At 35.8% G+C, this 22,082-nt stretch carries 23 protein-coding genes and 1 pseudogene; 6 read left to right on the top strand and 18 right to left on the bottom strand.

Going from position 1 to position 22,082, the window contains the following annotated elements; translation table 11 throughout:
- Nucleotides 1-56 precede the first annotated feature (56 nt).
- Genes CP352_RS01055 through CP352_RS01045 form a run of 3 tightly spaced genes read right to left on the bottom strand, consistent with a single transcriptional unit; the run spans nucleotide 57 to nucleotide 2,387 of the window.
- Nucleotides 57-962, bottom strand: a complete 906-nt coding sequence (locus CP352_RS01055) for an RluA family pseudouridine synthase (RefSeq protein ID WP_089143529.1) — start codon at nucleotides 960-962, stop codon at nucleotides 57-59.
- Nucleotides 955-1,758, bottom strand: coding sequence for an NAD kinase (locus CP352_RS01050; RefSeq protein WP_005718616.1), 804 nt, complete (start codon nucleotides 1,756-1,758; stop codon nucleotides 955-957). The genes CP352_RS01055 and CP352_RS01050 overlap by 8 nt, the downstream gene beginning before the upstream one ends.
- Nucleotides 1,755-2,387: a GTP pyrophosphokinase family protein gene (locus CP352_RS01045; protein WP_005718615.1), complete on the bottom strand. Its 633-nt coding sequence runs from the start codon at nucleotides 2,385-2,387 to the stop codon at nucleotides 1,755-1,757. Before CP352_RS01045 ends, CP352_RS01050 begins: the two co-directional genes overlap by 4 nt.
- A gap of 76 nt (nucleotides 2,388-2,463) precedes the next feature.
- Between CP352_RS01045 and CP352_RS01040 the strand changes: the two genes are divergently transcribed.
- Nucleotides 2,464-3,072 carry a CYTH domain-containing protein gene (locus CP352_RS01040; RefSeq protein WP_013086040.1) on the top strand — a complete coding sequence of 203 codons (609 nt, stop codon included), beginning with the start codon at nucleotides 2,464-2,466 and terminating at the stop codon, nucleotides 3,070-3,072.
- Nucleotides 3,073-3,158: 86 nt separating this feature from the next.
- Nucleotides 3,159-3,776, top strand: coding sequence for a DsbA family protein (locus CP352_RS01035; protein WP_061204538.1), 618 nt, complete (start codon nucleotides 3,159-3,161; stop codon nucleotides 3,774-3,776).
- Nucleotides 3,777-3,783: 7 nt separating this feature from the next.
- Here CP352_RS01035 and CP352_RS01030 read toward each other — a convergent pair whose 3' ends face one another.
- The 6 genes from CP352_RS01030 to CP352_RS01005 all read right to left on the bottom strand — a co-directional run bounded on the left by CP352_RS01030 (nucleotide 3,784) and on the right by CP352_RS01005 (nucleotide 8,471).
- On the bottom strand, nucleotides 3,784-4,632 hold the full coding sequence (locus CP352_RS01030) for a competence protein CoiA (protein WP_089143530.1): 849 nt from the start codon (nucleotides 4,630-4,632) through the stop codon (nucleotides 3,784-3,786).
- A gap of 71 nt (nucleotides 4,633-4,703) precedes the next feature.
- On the bottom strand, nucleotides 4,704-5,450 hold the full coding sequence (locus tag CP352_RS01025; RefSeq protein WP_089143531.1) for an adaptor protein MecA: 747 nt from the start codon (nucleotides 5,448-5,450) through the stop codon (nucleotides 4,704-4,706).
- A gap of 104 nt (nucleotides 5,451-5,554) precedes the next feature.
- A complete protein-coding gene (gene spxA, locus CP352_RS01020; protein WP_005718608.1) occupies nucleotides 5,555-5,953 on the bottom strand; it encodes a transcriptional regulator SpxA in 399 nt (132 codons plus the stop codon).
- Nucleotides 5,954-6,176: 223 nt separating this feature from the next.
- Nucleotides 6,177-7,910, bottom strand: a complete 1,734-nt coding sequence (gene ptsP / locus CP352_RS01015; RefSeq protein ID WP_005718607.1) for a phosphoenolpyruvate--protein phosphotransferase — start codon at nucleotides 7,908-7,910, stop codon at nucleotides 6,177-6,179.
- A complete protein-coding gene (locus CP352_RS01010; RefSeq protein ID WP_005718606.1) occupies nucleotides 7,910-8,176 on the bottom strand; it encodes a phosphocarrier protein HPr in 267 nt (88 codons plus the stop codon). Before CP352_RS01010 ends, ptsP begins: the two co-directional genes overlap by 1 nt.
- Before the next feature lie 112 nt (nucleotides 8,177-8,288).
- Nucleotides 8,289-8,471: a hypothetical protein gene (locus tag CP352_RS01005; RefSeq protein WP_005721524.1), complete on the bottom strand. Its 183-nt coding sequence runs from the start codon at nucleotides 8,469-8,471 to the stop codon at nucleotides 8,289-8,291.
- Nucleotides 8,472-8,675: 204 nt separating this feature from the next.
- On the opposite strand from CP352_RS01005, the gene CP352_RS01000 reads away from it, so the two are divergent.
- Both CP352_RS01000 and CP352_RS00995 read left to right on the top strand, forming a co-directional pair.
- Complete coding sequence (locus tag CP352_RS01000; protein WP_089150919.1) at nucleotides 8,676-10,868, top strand: ATP-dependent Clp protease ATP-binding subunit; 2,193 nt, start codon at nucleotides 8,676-8,678, stop codon at nucleotides 10,866-10,868.
- 145 nt (nucleotides 10,869-11,013) lie between these two features.
- Nucleotides 11,014-11,295, top strand: coding sequence for a DUF1827 family protein (locus tag CP352_RS00995; RefSeq protein WP_005728539.1), 282 nt, complete (start codon nucleotides 11,014-11,016; stop codon nucleotides 11,293-11,295).
- Between the two features lie 263 nt (nucleotides 11,296-11,558).
- Here the strand turns inward: CP352_RS00995 and CP352_RS00990 are convergent.
- From CP352_RS00990 to CP352_RS00960, 7 genes and pseudogenes are all read right to left on the bottom strand, one after another.
- Nucleotides 11,559-12,076: pseudogene (locus CP352_RS00990) on the bottom strand (IS5/IS1182 family transposase); the annotation flags it as partial.
- A 51-nt stretch (nucleotides 12,077-12,127) separates the two neighbouring features.
- Nucleotides 12,128-12,292 (bottom strand): transposase, encoded by a 165-nt coding sequence (locus CP352_RS00985; protein WP_013086033.1) that lies wholly within the window; start codon nucleotides 12,290-12,292, stop codon nucleotides 12,128-12,130.
- A gap of 366 nt (nucleotides 12,293-12,658) precedes the next feature.
- Nucleotides 12,659-13,402, bottom strand: coding sequence for a hypothetical protein (locus CP352_RS00980; RefSeq protein WP_089143532.1), 744 nt, complete (start codon nucleotides 13,400-13,402; stop codon nucleotides 12,659-12,661).
- Between the two features lie 123 nt (nucleotides 13,403-13,525).
- A complete protein-coding gene (locus CP352_RS00975; RefSeq protein ID WP_089143533.1) occupies nucleotides 13,526-15,094 on the bottom strand; it encodes an ABC transporter ATP-binding protein in 1,569 nt (522 codons plus the stop codon).
- A gap of 101 nt (nucleotides 15,095-15,195) precedes the next feature.
- Entirely contained in the window at nucleotides 15,196-16,005 is an 810-nt protein-coding gene (locus CP352_RS00970; RefSeq protein ID WP_013086029.1) for a helix-turn-helix domain-containing protein, read from the bottom strand.
- Between the two features lie 15 nt (nucleotides 16,006-16,020).
- Nucleotides 16,021-17,592 carry a peptide chain release factor 3 gene (locus CP352_RS00965; protein ID WP_089143534.1) on the bottom strand — a complete coding sequence of 524 codons (1,572 nt, stop codon included), beginning with the start codon at nucleotides 17,590-17,592 and terminating at the stop codon, nucleotides 16,021-16,023.
- On the bottom strand, nucleotides 17,592-18,458 hold the full coding sequence (locus CP352_RS00960; protein ID WP_005726242.1) for a hemolysin family protein: 867 nt from the start codon (nucleotides 18,456-18,458) through the stop codon (nucleotides 17,592-17,594). The genes CP352_RS00965 and CP352_RS00960 overlap by 1 nt, the downstream gene beginning before the upstream one ends.
- Before the next feature lie 102 nt (nucleotides 18,459-18,560).
- Here CP352_RS00960 and CP352_RS00955 point away from each other — a divergent pair, with 102 nt between their 5' ends.
- Complete coding sequence (locus CP352_RS00955; RefSeq protein ID WP_005718600.1) at nucleotides 18,561-19,022, top strand: hypothetical protein; 462 nt, start codon at nucleotides 18,561-18,563, stop codon at nucleotides 19,020-19,022.
- Here the strand turns inward: CP352_RS00955 and CP352_RS00950 are convergent, their stop codons facing one another.
- On the bottom strand, nucleotides 19,023-19,505 hold the full coding sequence (locus CP352_RS00950; protein WP_065990303.1) for a hypothetical protein: 483 nt from the start codon (nucleotides 19,503-19,505) through the stop codon (nucleotides 19,023-19,025).
- Nucleotides 19,506-19,513: 8 nt separating this feature from the next.
- A complete protein-coding gene (gene recX, locus CP352_RS00945) occupies nucleotides 19,514-20,326 on the bottom strand; it encodes a recombination regulator RecX (RefSeq protein WP_089143535.1) in 813 nt (270 codons plus the stop codon).
- Nucleotides 20,327-20,450: 124 nt separating this feature from the next.
- Here recX and rlmD point away from each other — a divergent pair, with 124 nt between their 5' ends.
- Entirely contained in the window at nucleotides 20,451-21,839 is a 1,389-nt protein-coding gene (gene rlmD / locus CP352_RS00940) for a 23S rRNA (uracil(1939)-C(5))-methyltransferase RlmD (protein WP_089143536.1), read from the top strand.
- Nucleotides 21,840-22,082 lie beyond the last annotated feature (243 nt).

Here is a 22,082-nt window from a genome sequence, read left to right as displayed (position 1 = left end):
ATTCTAAAGAAAGCGGTTACTGGATGCAAGTTTTTTAGAAGTTTTAGCTAATAACTTTAGAATTCTTTATTAATTAGTTTCTGCCACAGTTCTTGCATATCTTTTGGATCATTCAACTCAATTGTTTTACATTTTTGCTGGCTAAATGGATCCGGAAAATTTAAATAAAAGCAATTTAAGGCTTGGCGTGAAAACCCATCTTGAATTCCATATAAAGGATCACCATATAAGGGGTGTCCCAGATAAGCCATGTGAACACGGATCTGATGGGTTCTACCGGTAAGCAAGCGTAACTCTACCAAGCTAGCACCTGTAACCTGATCTAGGACGCGATACGCGGTTTGAGCGTCCTTTCCATCTGCCACTACCGCACGTTTAACTCCACTACCCTTTTTGCCAATCGGTTGATCAATTAAACCAGTTAACTCATTCGGAGCAAAATTGCCATGTACAATTGCATGATATTTTTTGACAAATTTCTCCTTGCCAATTTTACTAAAACGAGCATGGGAAATTGCATTTTTCCCCACCAATACTAAACCAGATGTATCTCGATCTAATCTAGTAATAACATGCGGCTTCAAATTTTTCTGTCCTTTTTGGACAAAATAACCCAACAATCGATTGACCACCGCATCATCATCTTCATAGCGTGAGGGAATTGACAACACACCTGCAGGTTTGTTAACTACAAGATAATTTTTATTCTCCAACACAATTGATACTGGATTATTCGATGGCTTTAAAAAATCATTTTTCTTTTCTTCACCACTGATAAAAATCACTTCATCCCCAGCACGCAAATTAAAGCTAGTATATCTTCTTTTATGATTTACTAAAATCATGCCATGATGGTGTTTAGCATTGTTTAACGCTTGATGCGAAAAACCATTTTTTAACAAAAAAGGACCCAGCTTTTTGGGGTCTCTTTCTTGCACAATTAGTTTAAATAAACTAGTCATTTTTTTCATTATCTCCAATAAACGCATTTTGTACGCGTGACCAAAAATGATGGTGGCCAAATTGATCAAACTGAATCGAATGCCGCGAAATTCGATATTCAATCTTCTTAGCATTACGTACATCAATTCTTGCTCCATCAACTGTCATCACAAAATGATCTGCATTAGGAACAATTGAAATCCATTGATCAGGCGCAATCACAATTGGTGATGACAAAGTTCTAAAAACTCGATTATTAATTGAGGCAATTTCAGTCATTTGCAACGCTTTTAGCCGGGGATGAATTACTGCACCACCTAGTGATTTGCCATAAGCAGTCGAACCTGTTGGTGTTGAAACGCAAAGACCATCGCCTCGAAAGTTTTCAAATAATTGATCATTAATGTACACATCGGCCTCTAATGTATGTGAAACTCTTTTAACCGCTGATTCATTGACGGCTAAATGGTAATGAGTTTCACCTGATTCAGTAAGCATCTTTATTTCTAGTAAAGGATACTTCGCTGGTTCACCCTTGGTTACTGCTAAAGCATCAACCATTTTTTCAATATCATAGTTACGCCAATCAGTATAAAAACCTAAGTGGCCAGTATGAATCCCAATAAAGCGCACAGAATCTACTTGATTTTCATAACGGTGGAAGGCATTGATGAGGGTGCCATCACCGCCAACAGTGATCACTACATCAGGATATCTAGCATCAAAGATAAAGCCCTTTTCCTGAAGCAGCTTCTTAAGCTGCGCAACTGTCTTTAACGTTTCATCATAGTTATTATGCGCTATTGTTACTTTCATAATTTTTCTTTGCCCTTATTTTTGGTAAAAATTTTCTGAGCTTCTTGGACCTCATCCTTAATTGACGACATTTCTTCGTCTAGTCTATAAGCGGCTTCAGCCGTTGATTTTAATCTAGCCGAAATGTCATCAGGATAGACACCTTGATATTTGTAATTTAAAGTATGCTCGACAGTAGCCCAAAAGTTCATTGCCATAGTTCTAATCTGAACTTCCGCAATTAATTTTTTCGGACCTTCTGGTAAGTAAACCGTATAGTTAATCACCATGTGGTATGACCGATATCCACTCGGCTTAGCATTTTGAATATAATCACGCTCCTCAACAACTTCCATATCATCCCGAGCATGAATCAAATCTACTACCTTATAAATATCGTCTACAAATTGAGTAACAATCCTAATCCCTGCAATATCTTGCATATCAGTCTCAATGACATCAGGACTAATTACTCGCCGTTTCATTTTTTCCTTGATAGAATCAACTGTCTTTACCCGGCCAATTACAAATTCAATAGGTGAATGTTCTCCCTTAGTTAAAAAGCCTTGTCTAAGGGAACGAAATTTAACCTTTAACTCGCGAACAGCTTCGTTATAAGGCCACAAGAAGTTATCCCAATCTAATTCCATGAGAAAACATTCCTTTCTTAAGCAAACAAACTCATTTTACCATATAATTAAGTTAAACAGTTCGGAGGAAAAACAGATGAGTAAAAATCGAGAAATTGAAGCAAAAATTCTTTTAAATAAAAGCGTTTATGATCAGATCACTGCCGCTTTTCCAATCAAAAGTGACTTTACCCAAGAAAATTATTATTTTGATACAGCAGATGATTTATTAAAAAATCATCAAATTAGCTTGCGTATTCGAATCTATGCTACTCACGCAGAGCAAACAATGAAGGTACCGGATCCTAATCCTGTACAAAAGAATTTCCATGAAGTAATTGAAATTAATGATGAATTAACTCACGCTCAAGCTAAAAAATTAGTAGCAAAAAAGCATTTTAAATTCACTGGTAATATTGGCGCATATCTAGATAATCATTTTGCCAATGACCAAAAAAAGCTACGTCTTTTCACCTGGAGCAAAACCCGCAGAATTTTGATGAACGGGCCACAAAACTGTGAATTAACTCTAGATGCTACGTCTTATCCAGATAACTATCAAGATTTTGAATTAGAAATCGAAAATACTAATCCTGCTTTAATTCAAACAGTATTAACTAAACTTGAACAAGAATATGACTTTGAACAAACGGCTGCTAACACTAATCAAAGCAAAATAGCTCGTGCAAGCGCTCACCAAAAATAGTATATAGAAAATAAGGCATATTTTTTGTCACTTATTTTTTTTCTTGCTAAAGTAACTAATAGTAAATCACCAAAGAGGTCGAGATTATGTTTGAGATTTTTCTATTCATCAATCCAATAGGGATTTATTGTTATAACACTGAAAAACAGATTCGTAAAACCGTTGATGAATTAGGGGTCGACGTTTGTTATCACTATATTCCCATTGCAAATGTTTGTTTAATCAATGATGATGCGATTCGCCGACGCAAAGATGACCAGAAGTTGCCTGATATTAGTAATTTTTCTAGAGCAACTTATGAAGCATTAGAAAATTACCACGCGATTAGGCTGGCCTATGGCAACAAAAAAGCCCGTCAATACCTGTATGAATTACAAAAAAACTTGAGCAAAGATGCTTCAGCTTATACACCTGAGCTGCTTAAGCGGATCGCAAACAAATTACATATCAAGGATGCGGATATTCAGGCAATCAAACAAACTGATTACCTGCGTACTTCTATTGAAGAAGATCAAAAACTAGCCAACCAATGGAATATTAAAGCTACTCCTACCACCGTTATCTTTAACGAAGACAACGAGCAAAATGGAGTATTGCTAGAGGGACCAATCAATCAACAGGATTTAGTTAATCTAATGCTTCCAGATTGTCAAAAGTGTTTTTCAGACTATTTACCTGCGGAGCATCATTTACGCCTTATCTAAAGGCGTTTTATTTTTGCAAAAAATCACTAACCCGATCTCTTTCACCTGGGTTACGCCAAGTAGCAAAAACTTTATCAGGTAAATCATCAAGAGTTAATTTGCGTTCATAAAGCATCTCTCCTATTTTCAATCCTAACTTTGTTTTTTGCATAATTTGCTGGCGTAAATATTTTCTTTGAGTTGCAATGTTCAAAGAATATTCTTTTTTGAATGGCTTAAAGCGCCAAAAATCTTTTATCCCCAATTCATCAAGGATAAATGATTTACTTTGATAAACCAATTTATTAGCTACCGGTTCTTCTAAAACATTATATTTTAAGCAAAAACGATTTCTCTGTGGATTAATTTCTAAATAGTAATTCCCCCAAGCTTTATTTTGTCGAAAGAAAATCAACTGTGTGCGTTTCAATCGCCGTTTCAAATAGTGTCGCTGTCCCACAATCCAAATATCTTTTACACCAATTTTTTGATAAAGCTGATGCCGATGGTTAAATTCTTGTTGACTCAACGGCGCACATTGAACTTCAAACGCTAACTTAGCAGTTGCTAAGACATCTGCACGCAATTGTCCTTCAGCTAATGGAATCTCAACTTCTGCCGGAAAACCAGCTGCCGTCAAAGCTGACTTCAACAGCATTTTCGATTGGTGATGCTCCTCTTTTTCACCCATTAAGTTACTGTACTTCACAAGATGCTTAAAAAAGGCTGCTTTTTGCTCCGACATAACCAAAATTACTTTTTTATTGCAATGTGGACAGTGATAATTATCACGATTCAATTTCTTTTGCCTTGCATTAACTAAACATGCTTCGTCAACTGCAAGGACTAATTTCTTATTTAACATGGCTGCATACATTTTTCTCACCCATGTTTTATTACGTAAAAAAGAGACGGAATTTTGTCCCGTCTCTTTTTCTTTAAAGAATCTTAATAATTAGCTGCTTTTAAAAAGTAATGTCGAATCTGGCCTAAAGCATTTTGCATCAATAAGCATTTGCCTGTTTCTTCAACTACACGCATCTTATCACTATCGACCTTAAAACCAAATTCGTTGGCTATTGTCCACGCATCTGCTGGTTTAAGCTCCTCATATTCTTCATCAAGAAATGCCAAATTTAAGAAATATTGTCCATGCAAGTAATACAAGCTAGAAGCTAAATCATTTGCCTTAAGGTTATCAGCTAATTCAATTAGACTACCTAAATCATCAAAATAGTAAGCCTGAGTCTTGCGCGATCTCCAATCAGTTGGCTCATTGTTTTTATCATCTTGGTTAAAAAAGTTGTGAGTAGCTAGTCCTTGAGGAGCCGAATTTGAATTCGTACTCTCCTCATCTAAATCAAAGAAACTTTTTGAATCATCCGAATTCGTTGATGATTGCTCATCCTTAGGAAAGCTATCACCCATTAGTTTCCTTAAATTCTGTGCATCGTCCGGCTTAACTTTGGTGATCATCAAATCTAATCCCCCATTATTAGGCATTACTTGAAATGATACTGGATCACCATTGGCAAATTCATGGTCTTCATCGACCTCATCAAGAATTTTATAGAAGAAGTCTTGAATCTTTTGTCTATTACCTAATAAATCAAGCATTCCCATCCCACGACGAGCCAATTCAGCTTTATCAATTCGAACTCTGATAGTATTCTTATCAATATGATCTACCTGCACAGGATCTCACCTCCATGAATTAATATATCTATTGTAGCGTATTTTTCGTTTAAAATAAAAGTGTTAGTCTCAACAAAAGCCTTAACTAACACTTTTCAATCATTTTATAAATCTGCAATCTTTTGTGCTTCAGCCAATTCCAACCGACGAACTTTTCGTGGCAAGAATCGACGAATTTCATCTTCATTGTAACCAACTTGAAGTCGACGATCATCCATAATGATTGGTCTTCTTAACAAGCTAGGATTCTTTTCTACTAAATCAAGTAACTGATCAATTGATAAATCGTCTAAATTGATTCGCAATTGTTGAAAAGCTCTTGAGCGGGTAGAAATGATTTCCTCAGTACCATTTTCAGTCATCCGCAAGATCTTTAATAATTCTTTTTTAGTCAATGGTTCAGAAAAAATGTTTCTTTCCTTGAATGGAATATTATGTTTTTCAAGCCACGCTCTTGCCTTGCGACATGAAGTACAACTAGGAGAGACATATAAATCTACCATAAAAATCACGCTCCTCAGAACAAATATTTGTATACGTTTCTTTACTCATAGCTAGTATACCATATAAGCTTCTTTTTCGTAAGTGCTTAATTTATCGTTTACCTCTGCTATATACTTAATACTAAAGATAAAACGTGAATTATTTGTGAAGATTTCGTTCGTTTTGTTTAAAATTATTAAAAATAAAAAAAGAGACATCACAGTCTCTTTTTGCAAATTAAAACTACTTGTTCAATTTTTTCATTAAATTATTAACTAATTTTTCGTTGTCTTCAGCAGTTTCTGATACATAACAAGCTTCGTTAGCTAATTCCTTAATGTCAGCAGTGTTCAATTTCTTCATTAAGCTTCTGATACGCAAAATTGAAGTTGCACTCATTGAGTATTCATCAAGTCCCATTGAAAGTAAGATTGGGAACATAGTGTTATCACCAGCAGCTTCACCACACATACCACACCAAATACCGTTTTCATGAGCACCATCAATAGTGTGCTTAATCAAACGAAGTACTGATGGGTTATATGGTTGGTACAAGTATGACACATTATCATTACCACGGTCAGCAGCCATAGTATATTGAATTAAGTCATTAGTACCAATTGAGAAGAAGTCAACTTCCTTTGCAAATTGATCAGCTAAAACGGCTGCAGCAGGTACTTCAATCATCATACCGACTTGCAAGTCATCACCAATCTTAACGCCTTCTTTAGCGAGCTTATCTTTTTCTTCAGCTAAAATTTGCTTAGCTTCACGTAATTCTGCTAAAGTACCGATCATTGGGAACATAATTCCTAATGGACCGTATGCAGATGCACGAAGTAAAGCTCTTAATTGAGTTCTAAAGATATCCTTGTATTGCATAGAAAGACGGATAGCACGAACACCTAAGAATGGGTTCATTTCTTCTGGAAGATCCCAGTAATCAAGGTGCTTGTCACCACCGATATCACAGGTTCTGATAATGGTTTGTTTACCATTCATACCTTCAATAACTTCCTTGTAGGCATCAAATTGAGCTTCTTCAGTTGGAAAGTCACTAGAGTCCATGTACAAGAACTCTGTTCTGTACAAACCAATGGCTTCCGCACCATTATCCTTTACACCTGGCATATCATTAGGTGTACCAATGTTAGCAGCAATGATAAATTTCTTGCCATCTGCAGTAACTGATGGTTCATTCTTAAGCTTAGCCCATTCTGCCTTTTGCTTAAGGAATGCTTCACTCTTTTGCTTGTAATCAGCTACTTGAGCGTCACTTGGATCAATAATTGCATCCCCGTCAAGACCATCAGCAATTAACATATCGCCGTTCTTAACATCCTTAGTAATTGAGTCAGTACCAACAACAGCTGGCAATTCAAGTGAACGAGCCATAATTGCTGAGTGTGCTGTACGACCACCAATATCAGTAACAAAACCCTTAACATACTTTTTGTTAAGTTGAGCAGTGTCACTTGGAGTTAAGTCGTGAGCTACAACAATTACTTCATGATCGATTGAAGCAGGATTTGGTAATTCCTTACCAAGAAGGTGAGCCATAATACGCTTTGAAACATCACGTACGTCAGCAGCACGTTCTTGCATGTAAGGATTATCTGTCATCCCTTCAAAAATAGCAATAAACTTCTTAGCAGTCTCATCAAGAGCAGCTTCTGCGTTGATCTTTGAATCCTTAATTTCATTCTCAATGGCACCAGTAAATTCTGGGTCATTTAAAATCATTAAGTGTGCTTCAAAAACTTGAGCTTCTTCATCGCCCAAGCTTTCTTTAGCAATATCATGAATCTTTTCAACTTCAGCAGTTGAAGTCTTAATTGCATCGTTGTAACGAGCTACTTCAGCTTCAACATCAGCAATTGAAGATTTAGAGAATGAAAGATCAGGCTCCACAAGAAGATATGCTGGAGCAATAGCGATACCATCACTTGCAGCAATTCCTTTTAAAGTCTTGGTCATTATTCAGCTAAACCTTCTTTTTTCATAGTGTCGGCAATTGCGTCCAATGCGTCCTTTTCGTCATCACCTTCAGCAGTGATAGTAACATCAGCATTTTGACCAACACCAAGTGACATAACACCCATGATTGACTTCAAGTTTACTGACTTACCGTTGTATTCCAAGTTAACATCTGAGCCAAACTTTGAAGCAGCTTGTACTAAAAGAGTAGCTGGACGTGCATGAATACCTGTTTCTGCAATGATATGAAAATCGCGTTTTTCCATTATAAATATCTCCTTTAAATTGAAAAATTAAACTGGTAATAAATACCCATTCGAGTATTAGATTATCATGTTTTTACAGATTAGACAACTGCAATGTAACAGTTTACATTATTTATTCATCGGTATTCGTAGCGGTATACACAATCGCGCCGCCTCTTTCTGCCCTACCGGTAATATATTGTCTTTTTCCATAATTTCTAATAGTCTTTTGAAGATCAAACGCATCTTTTGGCTCAACTTTATACTCTTTTATCTCACCTGAGACTAATTGATCTAGAATTTTCTGATAATCCAAAAATATCACCACTCTTTTAAAATTTTATAATTTTTCCACTATTAATTCTACTATTTATATTCAATTTTCAAAAATATTAATATTTTGTTTGCGGTAACAAAAGCATTTCTTACAAAAAATAAGTGTTTGAGTCTTAGCACTTGACTACCAAGAGTGCTAATAATATAATTTTGGTACAGTTGAAAAGAAAGGCGGTACTATATTTTGCTTTGCCAAAATTGTCATGAGCGGCCCGCTTCTATTCACCTTTTCACTAAGGTTAATGGCCAAAGCCGCGAAATAGATTTATGTCAACACTGTTATCAAGAATTAAAAAATCAACAAGGAAATCAAGGAAAAATGAATAATAATGAATTTTTTGGCGACTTTGATGATTTATTCAACGCATTAAACGGAAATAACAACAATGCCGCAAACAATAATAATGAAATGAGAAATAACGACCCTAGAATGCAAATGGGGGGAGGCGCTGGTAATGGTGGTCAAAACGGCAGAAGCCTACTTGACAAATACGGAACAGACTTAACTGCCCTTGCTAAAAAAGGCAAAATTGACCCAGTAATCGGTCGTGATAAAGAGATTGCTCGGGTTATCGAAATTTTAAATAGAAGAACTAAGAACAACCCTGTTTTAATCGGTGAAGCAGGTGTTGGTAAGACTGCCGTTGTCGAAGGCTTAGCTCAAGAAATCGTAGATGGATCAGTACCAGCAAAATTGCAGAACAAACGAATTATTTCATTAAATGTTGTTTCACTTGTTCAAGGTACCGGTATTCGTGGTCAATTTGAACAAAGAATGGAACAATTAATTAAAGAATTACAACAAAACGACGATATCATTCTTTTTATTGATGAAATTCACGAAATCGTTGGTGCCGGTAATGCTGAAGGTGGCATGGATGCCGGTAACATTATTAAGCCAGCTTTGGCTCGTGGCGAATTGCAATTAGTTGGTGCTACTACCATCAAAGAATACCGCGATATTGAAAAAGACTCTGCTTTAGCTAGACGTTTTCAACCAGTTGAAGTTAAAGAACCTTCAATTGACGAAACAATTCGCATCTTAAAAGGTATTCAAAAACGCTACGAAGACTATCACCATGTTCACTACACTGATGAAGCCATTGAAGCTGCCGCAAAACTTTCAGCACGTTATATTCAAGATAGATTTTTACCAGACAAGGCTATTGACCTTCTTGATGAAGCAGGTTCTAGAATGAACTTAACCATTCCTTATATTGATAAGGATAAAATGCAAGAAAGAATTAATGCCGCAGAGCAATTGAAGGAAGAAGCCTTAAAAAACGAAGATTACGAAAAAGCAGCCTACTACCGTGATCAAATTGAAAAATATGAAAAGGTTAAAGATCAAAAGGTAGATCCTGACAAGTCCCCTGTTATTACTGATAAGATCATGGACAAGATCGTAGAAGAAAAAACAGGCATTCCTGTTGGTGATATTCAAAAGCAAGAAGAAAACCAACTTCAAAATCTAGCTGCTGATTTAAAGGCTCACGTTATCGGCCAAGACAAGGCTGTTGAAAAAGTAGCTCGTGCCATTCGTCGTAACCGAATCGGTTTCAACAAGTCAGGCCGTCCAATTGGTTCATTCCTCTTCGTTGGTCCAACTGGTGTCGGTAAAACTGAGTTAGCTAAGCAACTGGCTAAGCAAATGTTTGGCTCAGAAGATGCAATGATTCGTTTCGATATGTCTGAATACATGGAACAATACTCAGTTTCCAAATTAATTGGTTCTGCTCCAGGTTACGTAGGCTACGAAGAAGCTGGTCAATTAACTGAACAAGTTAGACACAACCCATATAGTTTGATCTTGCTTGATGAAATTGAAAAAGCTCACCCAGATGTTTTGAACCTCTTCTTGCAAATTCTTGACGATGGTCGTTTAACTGACTCACAAGGTAGAACAGTTTCATTCAAGGATACCATCATTATTATGACTTCTAATGCAGGACAAGGCATTAAGAACGCTAGCGTTGGCTTTACAGCAGAAAACGAAGATGAAGCTAATGAATCTGCTAGAAATAATATGAGCCAATTCTTTAAGCCAGAATTCTTGAACCGTCTTGATGATGTAATCGAATTTAATGAATTGACTAAGCCAGACTTGCTTAAGATTGTTGACTTAATGTTGCAAAATACCAACAATATGGTTAAGGATCAAGGCCTACACATTGATGTAACTGCTGCTGCAAAAGATAAATTAGTTGAAGATGGCTTTAATCCTGCCTTAGGTGCTCGTCCTCTTCGTCGTACCATCCAAGAAGAGATTGAAGATAATGTGGCTGATTTCAAACTTGATCATGCACAGGCTAAGAATTTAAAAGCCGATGTTGTTGATGGTAAAATTGTAATCAGTGATGAAGCAAATAATGAATAGGATTTAATAAAAGACAAAGTCCAAGTTATACCAAAAGATTTCGAAGCAATATTAGAAATCTTTTTTCTTAAAAATAAAAATATGCTACTCAATTTGAGGTATACTAAATTTGAAGAAGTAAAGCTAACAGAAACAGGTGAATTCCATGCATTTAATTGATGTAACCAATAATTACTCTGATTTGGTTCACAGTCAGCTCAACACTACCGATGCAAACTATGTTAAAGTTTATTCTCTTGGTAATACTTCAGTTATTTATACTGAAAGTAAGGATTCTATCGGTATTGCACTTGAAAACCATGACCGTCGTGTTCGCGAAGATGAGATTGAATTCGTAATCAAGCGTTTAATTAAAGATTATGATTCTTCATACACTTTGACTGTAGACAAGAGTCGTCATGTAATCGAAATTCACGTTGACAAGTAATCCAAATATTGTTGTATCAAAAGTGTCTGGAAAAAATAACTTCCAGATGAATGAAAACGATCAAGATTTTCTTTTTCAAGAATCTTGATCGTTTTTTCGGTCTCTTTAAATTTTTAACAATAAAAGATGGTCCTTCATCCATCTTCTTTGCCCATATTTGTTCAAAACCATCATAAAGGCTATGCCAATATCGGTTTCGACCTCTTTTTGCCTCGCAGATGCGTTCTGCGCATGCCAAATACGTTCTTCAAATGCCCGAAAACTGGCTCTAAGGTTTTAAAATCTGTTGGGTTAGGAAAAATGGCATAATCTACTACATATTGATCAGTAGTCGCTGCTTGAATATTGTAGCCTGGCTTCAACTGACCGTTTTTCATGTGGTCTTCCTTCATATGCATAAAGGTAGCGTCATGATCGGTCTTAGAGTAGCTGTTACGCCTAGCAGAAATTCTTCAGTCAGCTGGTTAATTTCTTCTTCAGTTTCTCGAGCCAATTTCTCCAAGCCTTGACTAGTTTGAACCTTTTCTTTTTCCATTTTTTTGACTACTTCTTTTTCTTTAGTAATCAATTCATCGTAAAGCTCAACTGCTTGACCTTTCAGCTTTTCATGATACTTTTCAACCGCTTTGCGCCAAACAAAAGTATAGCGGTTGGCATCAGCTTCGATTTTCGTACCATCGATAAAGACAGCACCTTCATTGATTAAGCCTTCATCTTCCAAAAGGTTGGTAAAGTAGATGAAGCTCTTTTTAATCAGTTCATTGGCATGATTGCTTGATTTATTTGTCCAATTAGCCGGTAAAGTATCTTACACGCGATTGTACTGCCATGTTTAGTAATGCTTAAACTTAGAGTTCATCTCTCCAGATTGATACCGCTCACGATCGATCCCAATAAAGACACTGATCTTATTTAGATTAGAAAATCTGCGTACATCGCCTAGTTCAGCCAGGACTCTGACTGCCATGTTTTGGGCAAAAACAGGTATGCTTTCCAAGCTTTCTCTTTTTTGACTGAGCTTGATCAATCTTGTTACATAATATTTACCTGCAAGATTTCTACGCTATAACTGGCAGCCACAGGGTAAGCCTCTAACATTTCTTTAGCTTAGCAGCAGTATTTCGTGCATATCTTGTACCAAAGCCCTTTAAATCTAATAGCCAGTTAACAAGATTCTCTTCTTCTGTTTGCCGCACTAAATTGCAGTGAGGACAGTACTCGATTATTTTCCAGTAATTATAGCCTGAAGTCGTACTGAATAAAGTTTCTATTTCAAGCAAAGTGGATTGCAGTACTTGATATAACAGTTACTTGCGGTCCGTTATTATCGATTTGAGTATTACTAAAATCTAATTAAGAAATCTTACACTACGGTAGTTATTACTGCATAAAATGGTAATAAATTTTTATTACGTTTAAATTTGTCTATCTTTTCCCAATTTTTTGGTATAACTTGCTTAACCGGTCTATTTACAACATGATTACTAGAATTATTCATACATATAGTCTGTGCAAGAGCACCTATTTTTTCAAGGTAAATTTCCAAATTGTGAGTATTACATACACTTAAGTTTAATGCTAAAACTGTAATTACAGATTCGAAAGTGGGATGCAAAAATGGATATTCCTTTTGAATAAATTCATCGGTTAAATAATTCTTTGAATCTTTATGATTCGTATAAGAAATAGGAATTACACTTTGAACATTTTCATCTGTTAATTTTGAAATTCTAGCTATATCCAAATTAGAAATTTCATTAAACTTATAGTTATTACGATTTAAATTCCAATTTGAAAGCATCCCATAGTATCTACCACTAGAGCGATGCTTAAATTTATCTATTACGAACCCAAATTTATCATAAATATTAGCTAATTTTGAAATATTTGTAAATGTAACAGTATTATAATCATCATAGTCTTTAAAAACAAAACTACAATCAAATAAAGTACTAATATAATTATAACATCCTAAAACATGCCCACTTTCAAGTAATTGCAGTGAATTATGAATAGAACTATAAGTACTTAGTGCTATTTCACGTTCTTTTACTATGTAAATTCTATATTTTTCAAACTCTAAACTATTACTTACATAATGACCCACATTTGAAGTTCCTGAAATTAATCCTACTAACTCTCTATTAGATATTCCAACAAAAATTTTAATTGTATAAAATGAACGTGCAGAAGGATAGCCTAAATGTTCAATTTATTATTGCAATTTACGTTAAAAAATATTTACCAATTTTCCATTTTCTAAGTCAAAATGATGTGTAAATTTCTTCATCGCCGTTGGTGAAATATGGTGGTCAATTTCAATTACTGTTAATGGCGAATTCAAAAAGACATTATGAATTTGCTCAGCAGTTTGCGGATCAAGTGAAGCAGTTCCTTCATCAACTACTAAAATTTCTCTTTGGAAGAGAAAAGCACGCGCTAATTCAATTCTCTTTCTTTCCCCACCTGAAAGATTATGCCCATTTTCTTCAATTACGGTATCTAAGCCATGTTTTTGAAGGTAATTAGTTAATCCTGCTTGTTGAGCCGCAGCCACGATTTGCTTTTGATCAAATTGTTTACCAAGAGTTAAATTAAAGCGTAAAGTCTCATTAAAAATTTGCGAAGATTGTTGAACTTCACTAAAAATTTGCGTTTCAACAGCCTGATCATTAACCAAAACTCTTCCCTTCTGCGGAGATAATTTACCCATTAACACCTTAAGTAAAGTAGATTTACCTTCACCAGACTTTCCAGTTAACAGAATTTTATCTCCTTTATTAACACATAAACTCACATTATTAAGCACTGGACTATCAGCTTGATAGCCGAAAGTTACATTGTCCATATTTAATTGCTTAAATTTGACTGGAGCTTCATCTTGCTTAGTCGTTAAAGGCTTGAAAGACAACAACTTAGCGGTCATTGGTTTAGTAGCAGCAATCTGATTACGAATACTATTAATACTAAAGAAACTATTTACAATCCAAGCGCTAGAGTATTGAACGGCAACAAAAGAAGCCAAAGCAATGTGTCCTTGAATTACCATAATAATGCCGATTCCAATTGGTAAGAAGTCTAGTGAGTAAGCTAATAAATCAACGTAAAAATCACTTTTAGCAATTGTATCGTCACGTTCACGTTTATTCTCAACAGAATTTTTAATTACTTTACTACCCTTCTTTACAAATAGAGATAATACATTGTAATTTAAAACCGTATTGATATTTTTGAGTAAATCCGACATAAACGTTACATAGCTACCTGTTGATTTACTCCAATTGGATGACTGCTTGGCTGTTTTCTTGCTAAACAAACTAGGAATAAGGCTTGAAAGACTGGCAAAAGCAACAAAGACTAATGTCAGGACTACACTATTTATCAGCGCAACAGTAACGATACCAACAATTTTAACCACAGTAGATACTAGTGAAAATAACTGTCTAAAGTACTTTTCTTCAATCAGGTTAAGATCATTATTAATGAAAGAAATTCGATTAGAAATTTCTTTTTCTCCTGTTTTTACAAAATCCGTCTGCATCAGATACTCACGAACTTCTTGATTAAATAGTGCTACATTACGATTAATTACTCGATTATTTAAGTATTCTACAATTACAAGTAAGATTTGCAATACTGTAATTACGATAATCATTCTCACCGTATTTGGAATACTTTTACCTGTAATTAACGCAAAAATTTCGGAGTATGACCATGTGCTAAAAGGCAAAGATAATCCGCTTAAACATGACAGAATAATACTGAGCGAAAACCATTTGAGGTCAATAAACTTTTTCATAAATGAATCTCCCTTTCAATTAAGTTGGATTCATTATCTGCTTTAGTTCACGATAAAAATAGCTTTCTGCAAAAATGATCTTCAATCTGCATATATGCAAATTATTCTGGAAGAATAGACAGAATATTTTCTAAATTACTTGCCTTGATCAATTTCTTAATAGCTAATACCTGCTCTGTATCTCCAGCAAAATAGCATTGATAAAAATGACCAATGATTTTATATAAGACTAAAGATGGCGTTTGACTTAATTGCCCAAGTAAATAAATAGGCTCTTTATTATCTTTTACAAATTTATTTTCAGCACAAGTATATAAATAATTCACACAAATAGTGGCAATTGTTGTTTGCATTTTTTCTGTCTGCTCAGACATTTTATCATTATAAGTAGTGAAAATTTTTTGAAAGAAAAAAGTAAAATCATCATGAGTAAAGATAGAAGCACCAAAATTTGCTAACAAATCTAAACTAAATTCATCTTGAAGCCAATTATCGCCTGCAAATAAACGCTGCAATATTATATTTTTATCTTTGACATCAAATTTACGTTTTCCTTCAAGTAAGGTAAAAATCAACTTAGCTTTGATTTTTAGAAGATCATGATGCGGCAGTTGTTGAATTTTTGTTACCAATTTTCTAACTTGGTTAAGATCTTGATTATAATAAGCAATCTGTAATTGATCACCTAAACTGTTTTCATCGTCAGCTTGTGAGATCATATTTTGCTTAAAGAATTCAGCAAATGAAATTTTATTTTTCTGCAAAATTGCCATCAAGTCCTTAGCTGATATGTCATGCAAGCCACGCTCAATTTTAGAATAATGAGCTGGTGATAAAATTCCTGCTACAAATTGTTCTTGTGTCAGTCCCCGCGATTGACGTGCTTTTTTTAGTGCCGCATTAATTCCCATAGCTTTTATTTTGCTTTAAAGTTTTTCAGTTAATTTAACATCCGGATACTTGTCATGGAAGAAACGTTCCGCAAATTCATTTTCAAATAAGAATAATGGATTACCATAACGGTCCTTAACTAATAAGTTACGAGTATTAGACATGCGTGGGTCAAGCTGTTCCGGATCAATCCAGCGCGCAACACGATGACCAATACTGTTCATTTCAACTTCAGAATTATATTCATTCTTCATTCTGAATTGGAACACTTCAAACTGCAATTGACCAACAGCACCAAGAATATACTCATCCGTTTGATAATTGCGGTAAAGCTGAATTGCACCTTCTTGGACTAGCTGGTTCATCCCCTTATGGAATGATTTTTGCTTCATCACGTTCTTAGCAGTTACTCGCATAAATAATTCAGGTGTAAATTCTGGTAATGGTGGATAAACAATCTTGCGCTTACCAGCATAAATACTGTCACCAATTTGAAAATTACCAGTATCGTATAAGCCAACTATATCGCCAGCTACCGCATCAGAAACTTGTACTCGCTCGCTTGACATGAATTCAGTCGCATTATTTAAACGAATTGGCTTATCAGTTCTAGCTAAAGTTACATCCAAGCCTTTCTTGAATTCACCAGAACCGACTCTAACAAAGGCGATTCGGTCACGGTGATGAGGATTCATATTAGCCTGAATCTTGAAGACAAAGCCTGAAAATTCTGGATTTTCTGGACTTAGCTCCTCATCCCCATTGACTGTGTGACTCTCTGGTGCTGGAGCCAAATCAACAAAGCTGTTCAAGAATGTCTCAACCCCAAAATTGGTCAAAGCTGAGCCAAAGAAGACAGGAGTTTGATCACCCATAGCAATCTTCTCGCGGTCAAACTTGTTCCCAGCTTCTTTAATCAAATCAATTTCATCCAGAGTATCCTGGAATTGAGGATCTTGACTAAGTGGCTCACTATCAGGCAACTTACCATCTTGATCTAATGGTAAAAAGCGATCTTGATCATTTTTGCGGTAAAGCTCAACACGATTATTAGCGATGTCATATAGACCCTTTAAAGTTTGACCTGAACCAATTGGCCAGTCCATTGCTACACCCTCGATACCAAGCAAATCTTCCAATTCCGCAATTAAATCTAATGGTGGACGTCCATCACGATCAAGCTTGTTCATAAACGTGAAAATTGGAATACCACGTTGCTTAACAACCTTAAACAACTTCTTTGTCTGTGGCTCGATACCTTTAGCAGAGTCAATTACCATGACAGCTGAGTCAACGGCCATTAATGTACGGTAAGTATCTTCTGAGAAGTCCTGGTGTCCTGGCGTATCCAAAATATTGATACGTTTGCCTTGATATTCAAACTGCATAACCGAACTAGTAACAGAAATCCCACGCTTCTTTTCGATTTCCATCCAGTCACTAGTAGCAAAATTGCCAGTTTTACGTGCCTTAACCGTACCTGCTTTACGAATTACCCCACCAAACAAAAGCATTTGTTCAGTAATCGTTGTCTTACCTGCATCGGGGTGAGAAATAATTGCAAATGTTCTTCTCTTTTTTACTTTATCTGCTAACTCTTTGTCCATTAGTCCTCGCTATCTTCTTCCTTTTTTGATTCATCAATCGTTAATAATACCGTCAACAAGCGTGACCCCTTCATCCTTCTAGTGGTCAAAGTCATCCCATCACCAATATCAACTGTTAACTTTTCTTCCTTAGCTGGAATCACTTTTAAAGTATTGATCACATAGCCTGCTATCGTATCAACATCTTCCATTTGAAGATTAGTACCAAATTGCTCATTAAAATCATCTAATGGCATCTTACCGTAAATAATGTACTTATTTGGAGCTATTTGGTTAAAAAGAATCTCAGTGTGATCAACTTCATCATCAATATCGCCCACAATCTCTTCAACCAAATCTTCAATTGTAGCTAAACCAGTTACACCGCCATATTCATCTGTCAAAATTGCTAATTGTCGTTGCGTTTGCTGCATTTCCATCAACAAATCGCCCAGCTCGGCAGTTTCTGGTGCAAACAGCGGCTCAGTCATGACATCTTTATAGTCAAGATTATCAAAACCCTTTTGTTTAGCCTTTCGTAAAACCGTTCTGATATGAATAATCCCTACAATCTTATCCTTATCACGTTGATAAACGGGAATTCTAGAATATGGCTCACGAAGGATTTCATCTAGATTGTCTTGAAAACTGACTTCTCGATCAACCATGAAAGCATCCGTTCTAGGTACCATTACTTCACGGGCTGTCTTACCCTGAAAGTCCAAAATACCTTCTAGCATTGAAAATTCTGTATCATCAATTTTATGACTTTCATGTAAAGTAACAATTTCTTTTTCTAAATGATCTTTAGTCCCCACTTTTTTATCGCCGGATAATCTATTTTTTAAGCGACCAAACAGAGTTCCCGCTCCAGGATCACTATTCATTTTCGTACTCTCTTTCTTAAAAAAGTTATCTAAATATAGCTATTATAGCATAGAGCCAATAACAATTATGTTAAAATAGCACATAAGACTAGGAGGTTCGTCATGAAAAAAAGTCATGTCTTACTCGTTTTTACATTTCTTTTGCTAATTCCCTATATCTGTAGCTTAGCTATTATTGGAATCGGCTATAATGCATTAGTTTTACATTCAGCTGAACTTTATCGCACATTAATCGGCTCATTAGTTGGCGCAATCATTATGTTTGCTGTCAAGGCTACTATTCAACGGCCTGTTGATTTATTAGCTGTTCAAACCAACGATGGCTTACTGAAGCAGCTTTTACGTTTCTTCAGTATCAGACGACGCTACTGGCTTTTAGCAGCTAATATTATCTTAGACTTTGTTCTTTGCTTTGCTGCTACCTACATAATACGTGCTCTTTTAACACTTGATCAAATCGTAGGCAGCTCCATCGGCTTTGTTTTGTTAATCATGTTTGTTTCAACTTGTCTTGGCGCTTATGTTGAATACGATAACCTGTCAATCGACCCTGAGCAGCATTAATTACTTGCTGGCCTTCAAGTACATTACTTGGGCCAGTTTTTTTGTATCTATGTCAAGATCCCAAGTAATATATGGCGTGTCACTGTCACCCAAATTTTCATGTACTTCAATTCCGCTAGCAACTACTTTTTTGGCAAAATTTGGCACGGTACTAGTCAACGGTAAGTTGAAAAAGACTAAAGTTTGATTCTCTTCTACTTCCTCCGCTACCTCTGCAGCTGGTAATTCAAACTTCATTAAACCCGTTGGCACTTCATCTTTTGCTACATCTGCTAAAACGCCATACCAATACATAAAGCTGTCCTCACCTGATACCACTAGGACAGAACGCTTATTTTCTAAATTATGATCAGCTAAAAATTTTTGAAAAGTTTCATCATTTTCCATTTGCTGATTAGCTTCCATAAAGCTCTTTTGAGCATTCATCAAACCAGCTGGAAATGGACGACCAATAAATAATCTTGATTCAATATTTTTCTTCATTTTTTCTCCTAATATTCTACTAATTCGTCTAAATCAATTATTTCACCGTTTAAAAAGGTATCAATCTCACCTGATGAAAAACCGTGACTAAACAAATATTTTTTTATTTTAAAATTGCGTTCAATTTCTGGAAGATTTCTAAAACGCTTGTAAGCCTTAATTCCTTGTTTCTTCAAAGCTTCTGTTTGTGCATTCTCATCTTCTTTAAGATCCATTGCATCAATAATAACGTTACTAATCCCGCTATCAAAGCCATGCGTTAATAATTTAGTACGCATCTTACGCTCTAATTCACGCTGTGAAATCTTGCCAACTTGATGGCTCATCGACTTAATCACGCGTTGGCCCACTTCGAGCCAATCTTCTTCATCAATTTCATCTAACTTATCCTGACTAATTTCAGGATCAACGCCTTTTTGCGTCAACTTTCGTAATAAACTTTTAGGGCCATCAGAGCCAACACGCAAATCATTTTTGATAAACAGCTTGGCATATTGACGATCATCAAGATAGCCTAATTCATTCAATTGACTAACAGCACTATTGGCTGCTTCATCAGAGATTTCGTGTTTTTTTAAATATTGCAGCACCTCAAAGATGGTCCGAGGCTCGTAACTCAAAAAATGAGCCGCTAAATCACTAGCCTTAGCATCAGCATCAAATTGCCTAATCTTTTCAACCTGCTCATCATTTAATTCTTTACCCTTAAGCAGCACAAATTCTGCCAACGTTTTCTCTCCGGCAGAAAAAGCATATTTTCCATCAATAAAAATATTATAGCGACCTGGCCGTTTTTGTGCACTTACTTTGGTTATGATCAACTTGTTTCACCTCGCATATTTTTCTACATCCATGCTAGCAAATTTTGCTAAAGCTTGCTAAGAACTTTTTCCAGGTAGTACAATTAATTGAACACAATTTAGTTTTTAGTAGAAAGAATTAACGATGAACAGAAAATTTACCCATAATAAACCAAAACATGAAAAAGACGTCATCATCACTATTAAAAGTTTAGGAATTAATGGTGAAGGAATTGGTTACTACAAGAAAAAGATTATCTTCATTCCTGGTGCCTTGCCAGACGAAGTAGTAGTTGCCAAGATTGTTAAATCATATCCACACTACATCCAAGGCGAACTGGTTAGAATTAAAGAAAAAAGTCCAGATCGCGTAGACTTCCCTGAAGGTGTTGATCCCGAGATTGGTGGCTTAGAATTAGTACACTTGTCTTACGACAAACAACTTGAATTCAAGAAGAACAATATGCTTGAATCATTACGCAAGTACCATCCTCGTAATTACAATAAGTATAAAGTTAAAAATACTATCGCTGCTCCTGACCCATGGCATTATCGCAACAAGGCTCAATATCAAATTGAAAAAGATCATGGTCAACTTAAGCTTGGACTTTTTGCTCCAAATTCCCACCGCTTGATTGACTTACCAAAGATGCCAACTCAAAGTGAAGATACACAAAAAACGGAACGTAAAATCAAGGTTTTAATTGAAAAATTGCATGTTCCTGTTGCCAACTATCGTCGTCATTTACCTGGCATTAAGACCGTAGTTGTCCGTCAATCAGAAGCAACTAAGGAAATCCAGGTAACCTTGATTACGATCGGCCACAAGATTAAGAACTTAATCCCTCTTGCTAAAGAAATTATTAAACTTGATCATGTAGTTTCTGTCTATCAGAATGAAACCGAATGGCAGAATCCACAAGTTTGGGGAAATAAAACCGAAAAGCTTTTGGGCAAGAATCAAATCACCGAAGAAATCTTAGGTAAAAAATTCGCCTTATCACCACGTGCCTTCTTCCAATTGAACCCAGTTCAAACCATCAATCTTTACTCAGAAGCATTGAAATACTTAGACCTAACCCCCGATCAAACCTTGATTGATGCCTATAGTGGTGTTGGTACCTTAGGTATTTTGGCAGCTGACCGCGTTAAGCAAGTTGTTGGAATCGAAACCATTCCAGAGGCCGTCAAAGACGCACAACATAATGTCGAGCTTAACCACATCAAAAACGCTGATTATATTCAAGGCAGTGTTGAAAAGGTTTTGCCAGAATTACAAAATAGTGGTGTTGCAATCAATGCTTTAATCGTAGACCCACCAAGAACGGGCTTAGCTAAAAGCTTGATCAAAACCCTCTTGCGGGTTAAACCTGAAACTTTTGTCTACATCTCATGTAATCCCTCAACCTTAGCTCAAGACTTAGTTTTACTTAGCGAGGCATATGATGTTCGGGTCATCCAAAATGTAGACATGTTACCACAAACCCCACGCTGTGAGGCAATTGCTAAGTTGGTGCTCAGAAAAGATAGATAAATCCAACAACCTAGTCTTGGGCTAGGTTGTTTTTGTATATAAAAAAGCGGCTACTGGACAATCCTGTCCCTTAGTAGCCGCAGTTTCAAGTGGATGAGGTAGCTCATCAATTGATAGTCACGATTTTTAGTTGTTTGGTATGTATTTAAACAATGGCATTATCGCAACCAATATTAACATTCACTTGTTCGGGTCTTTACATAAAATGTAACTTTTAATAAATTGGAGTTTTTGCGAACAGCC

Source organism: Lactobacillus sp. UMNPBX1, assembly GCF_002554085.1.
GTDB classification, from domain to species: domain Bacteria; phylum Bacillota; class Bacilli; order Lactobacillales; family Lactobacillaceae; genus Lactobacillus; species Lactobacillus crispatus.
Note: the sequence above shows the minus strand (reverse complement) of the source record. Positions and strands in the feature narration are given on the sequence as shown.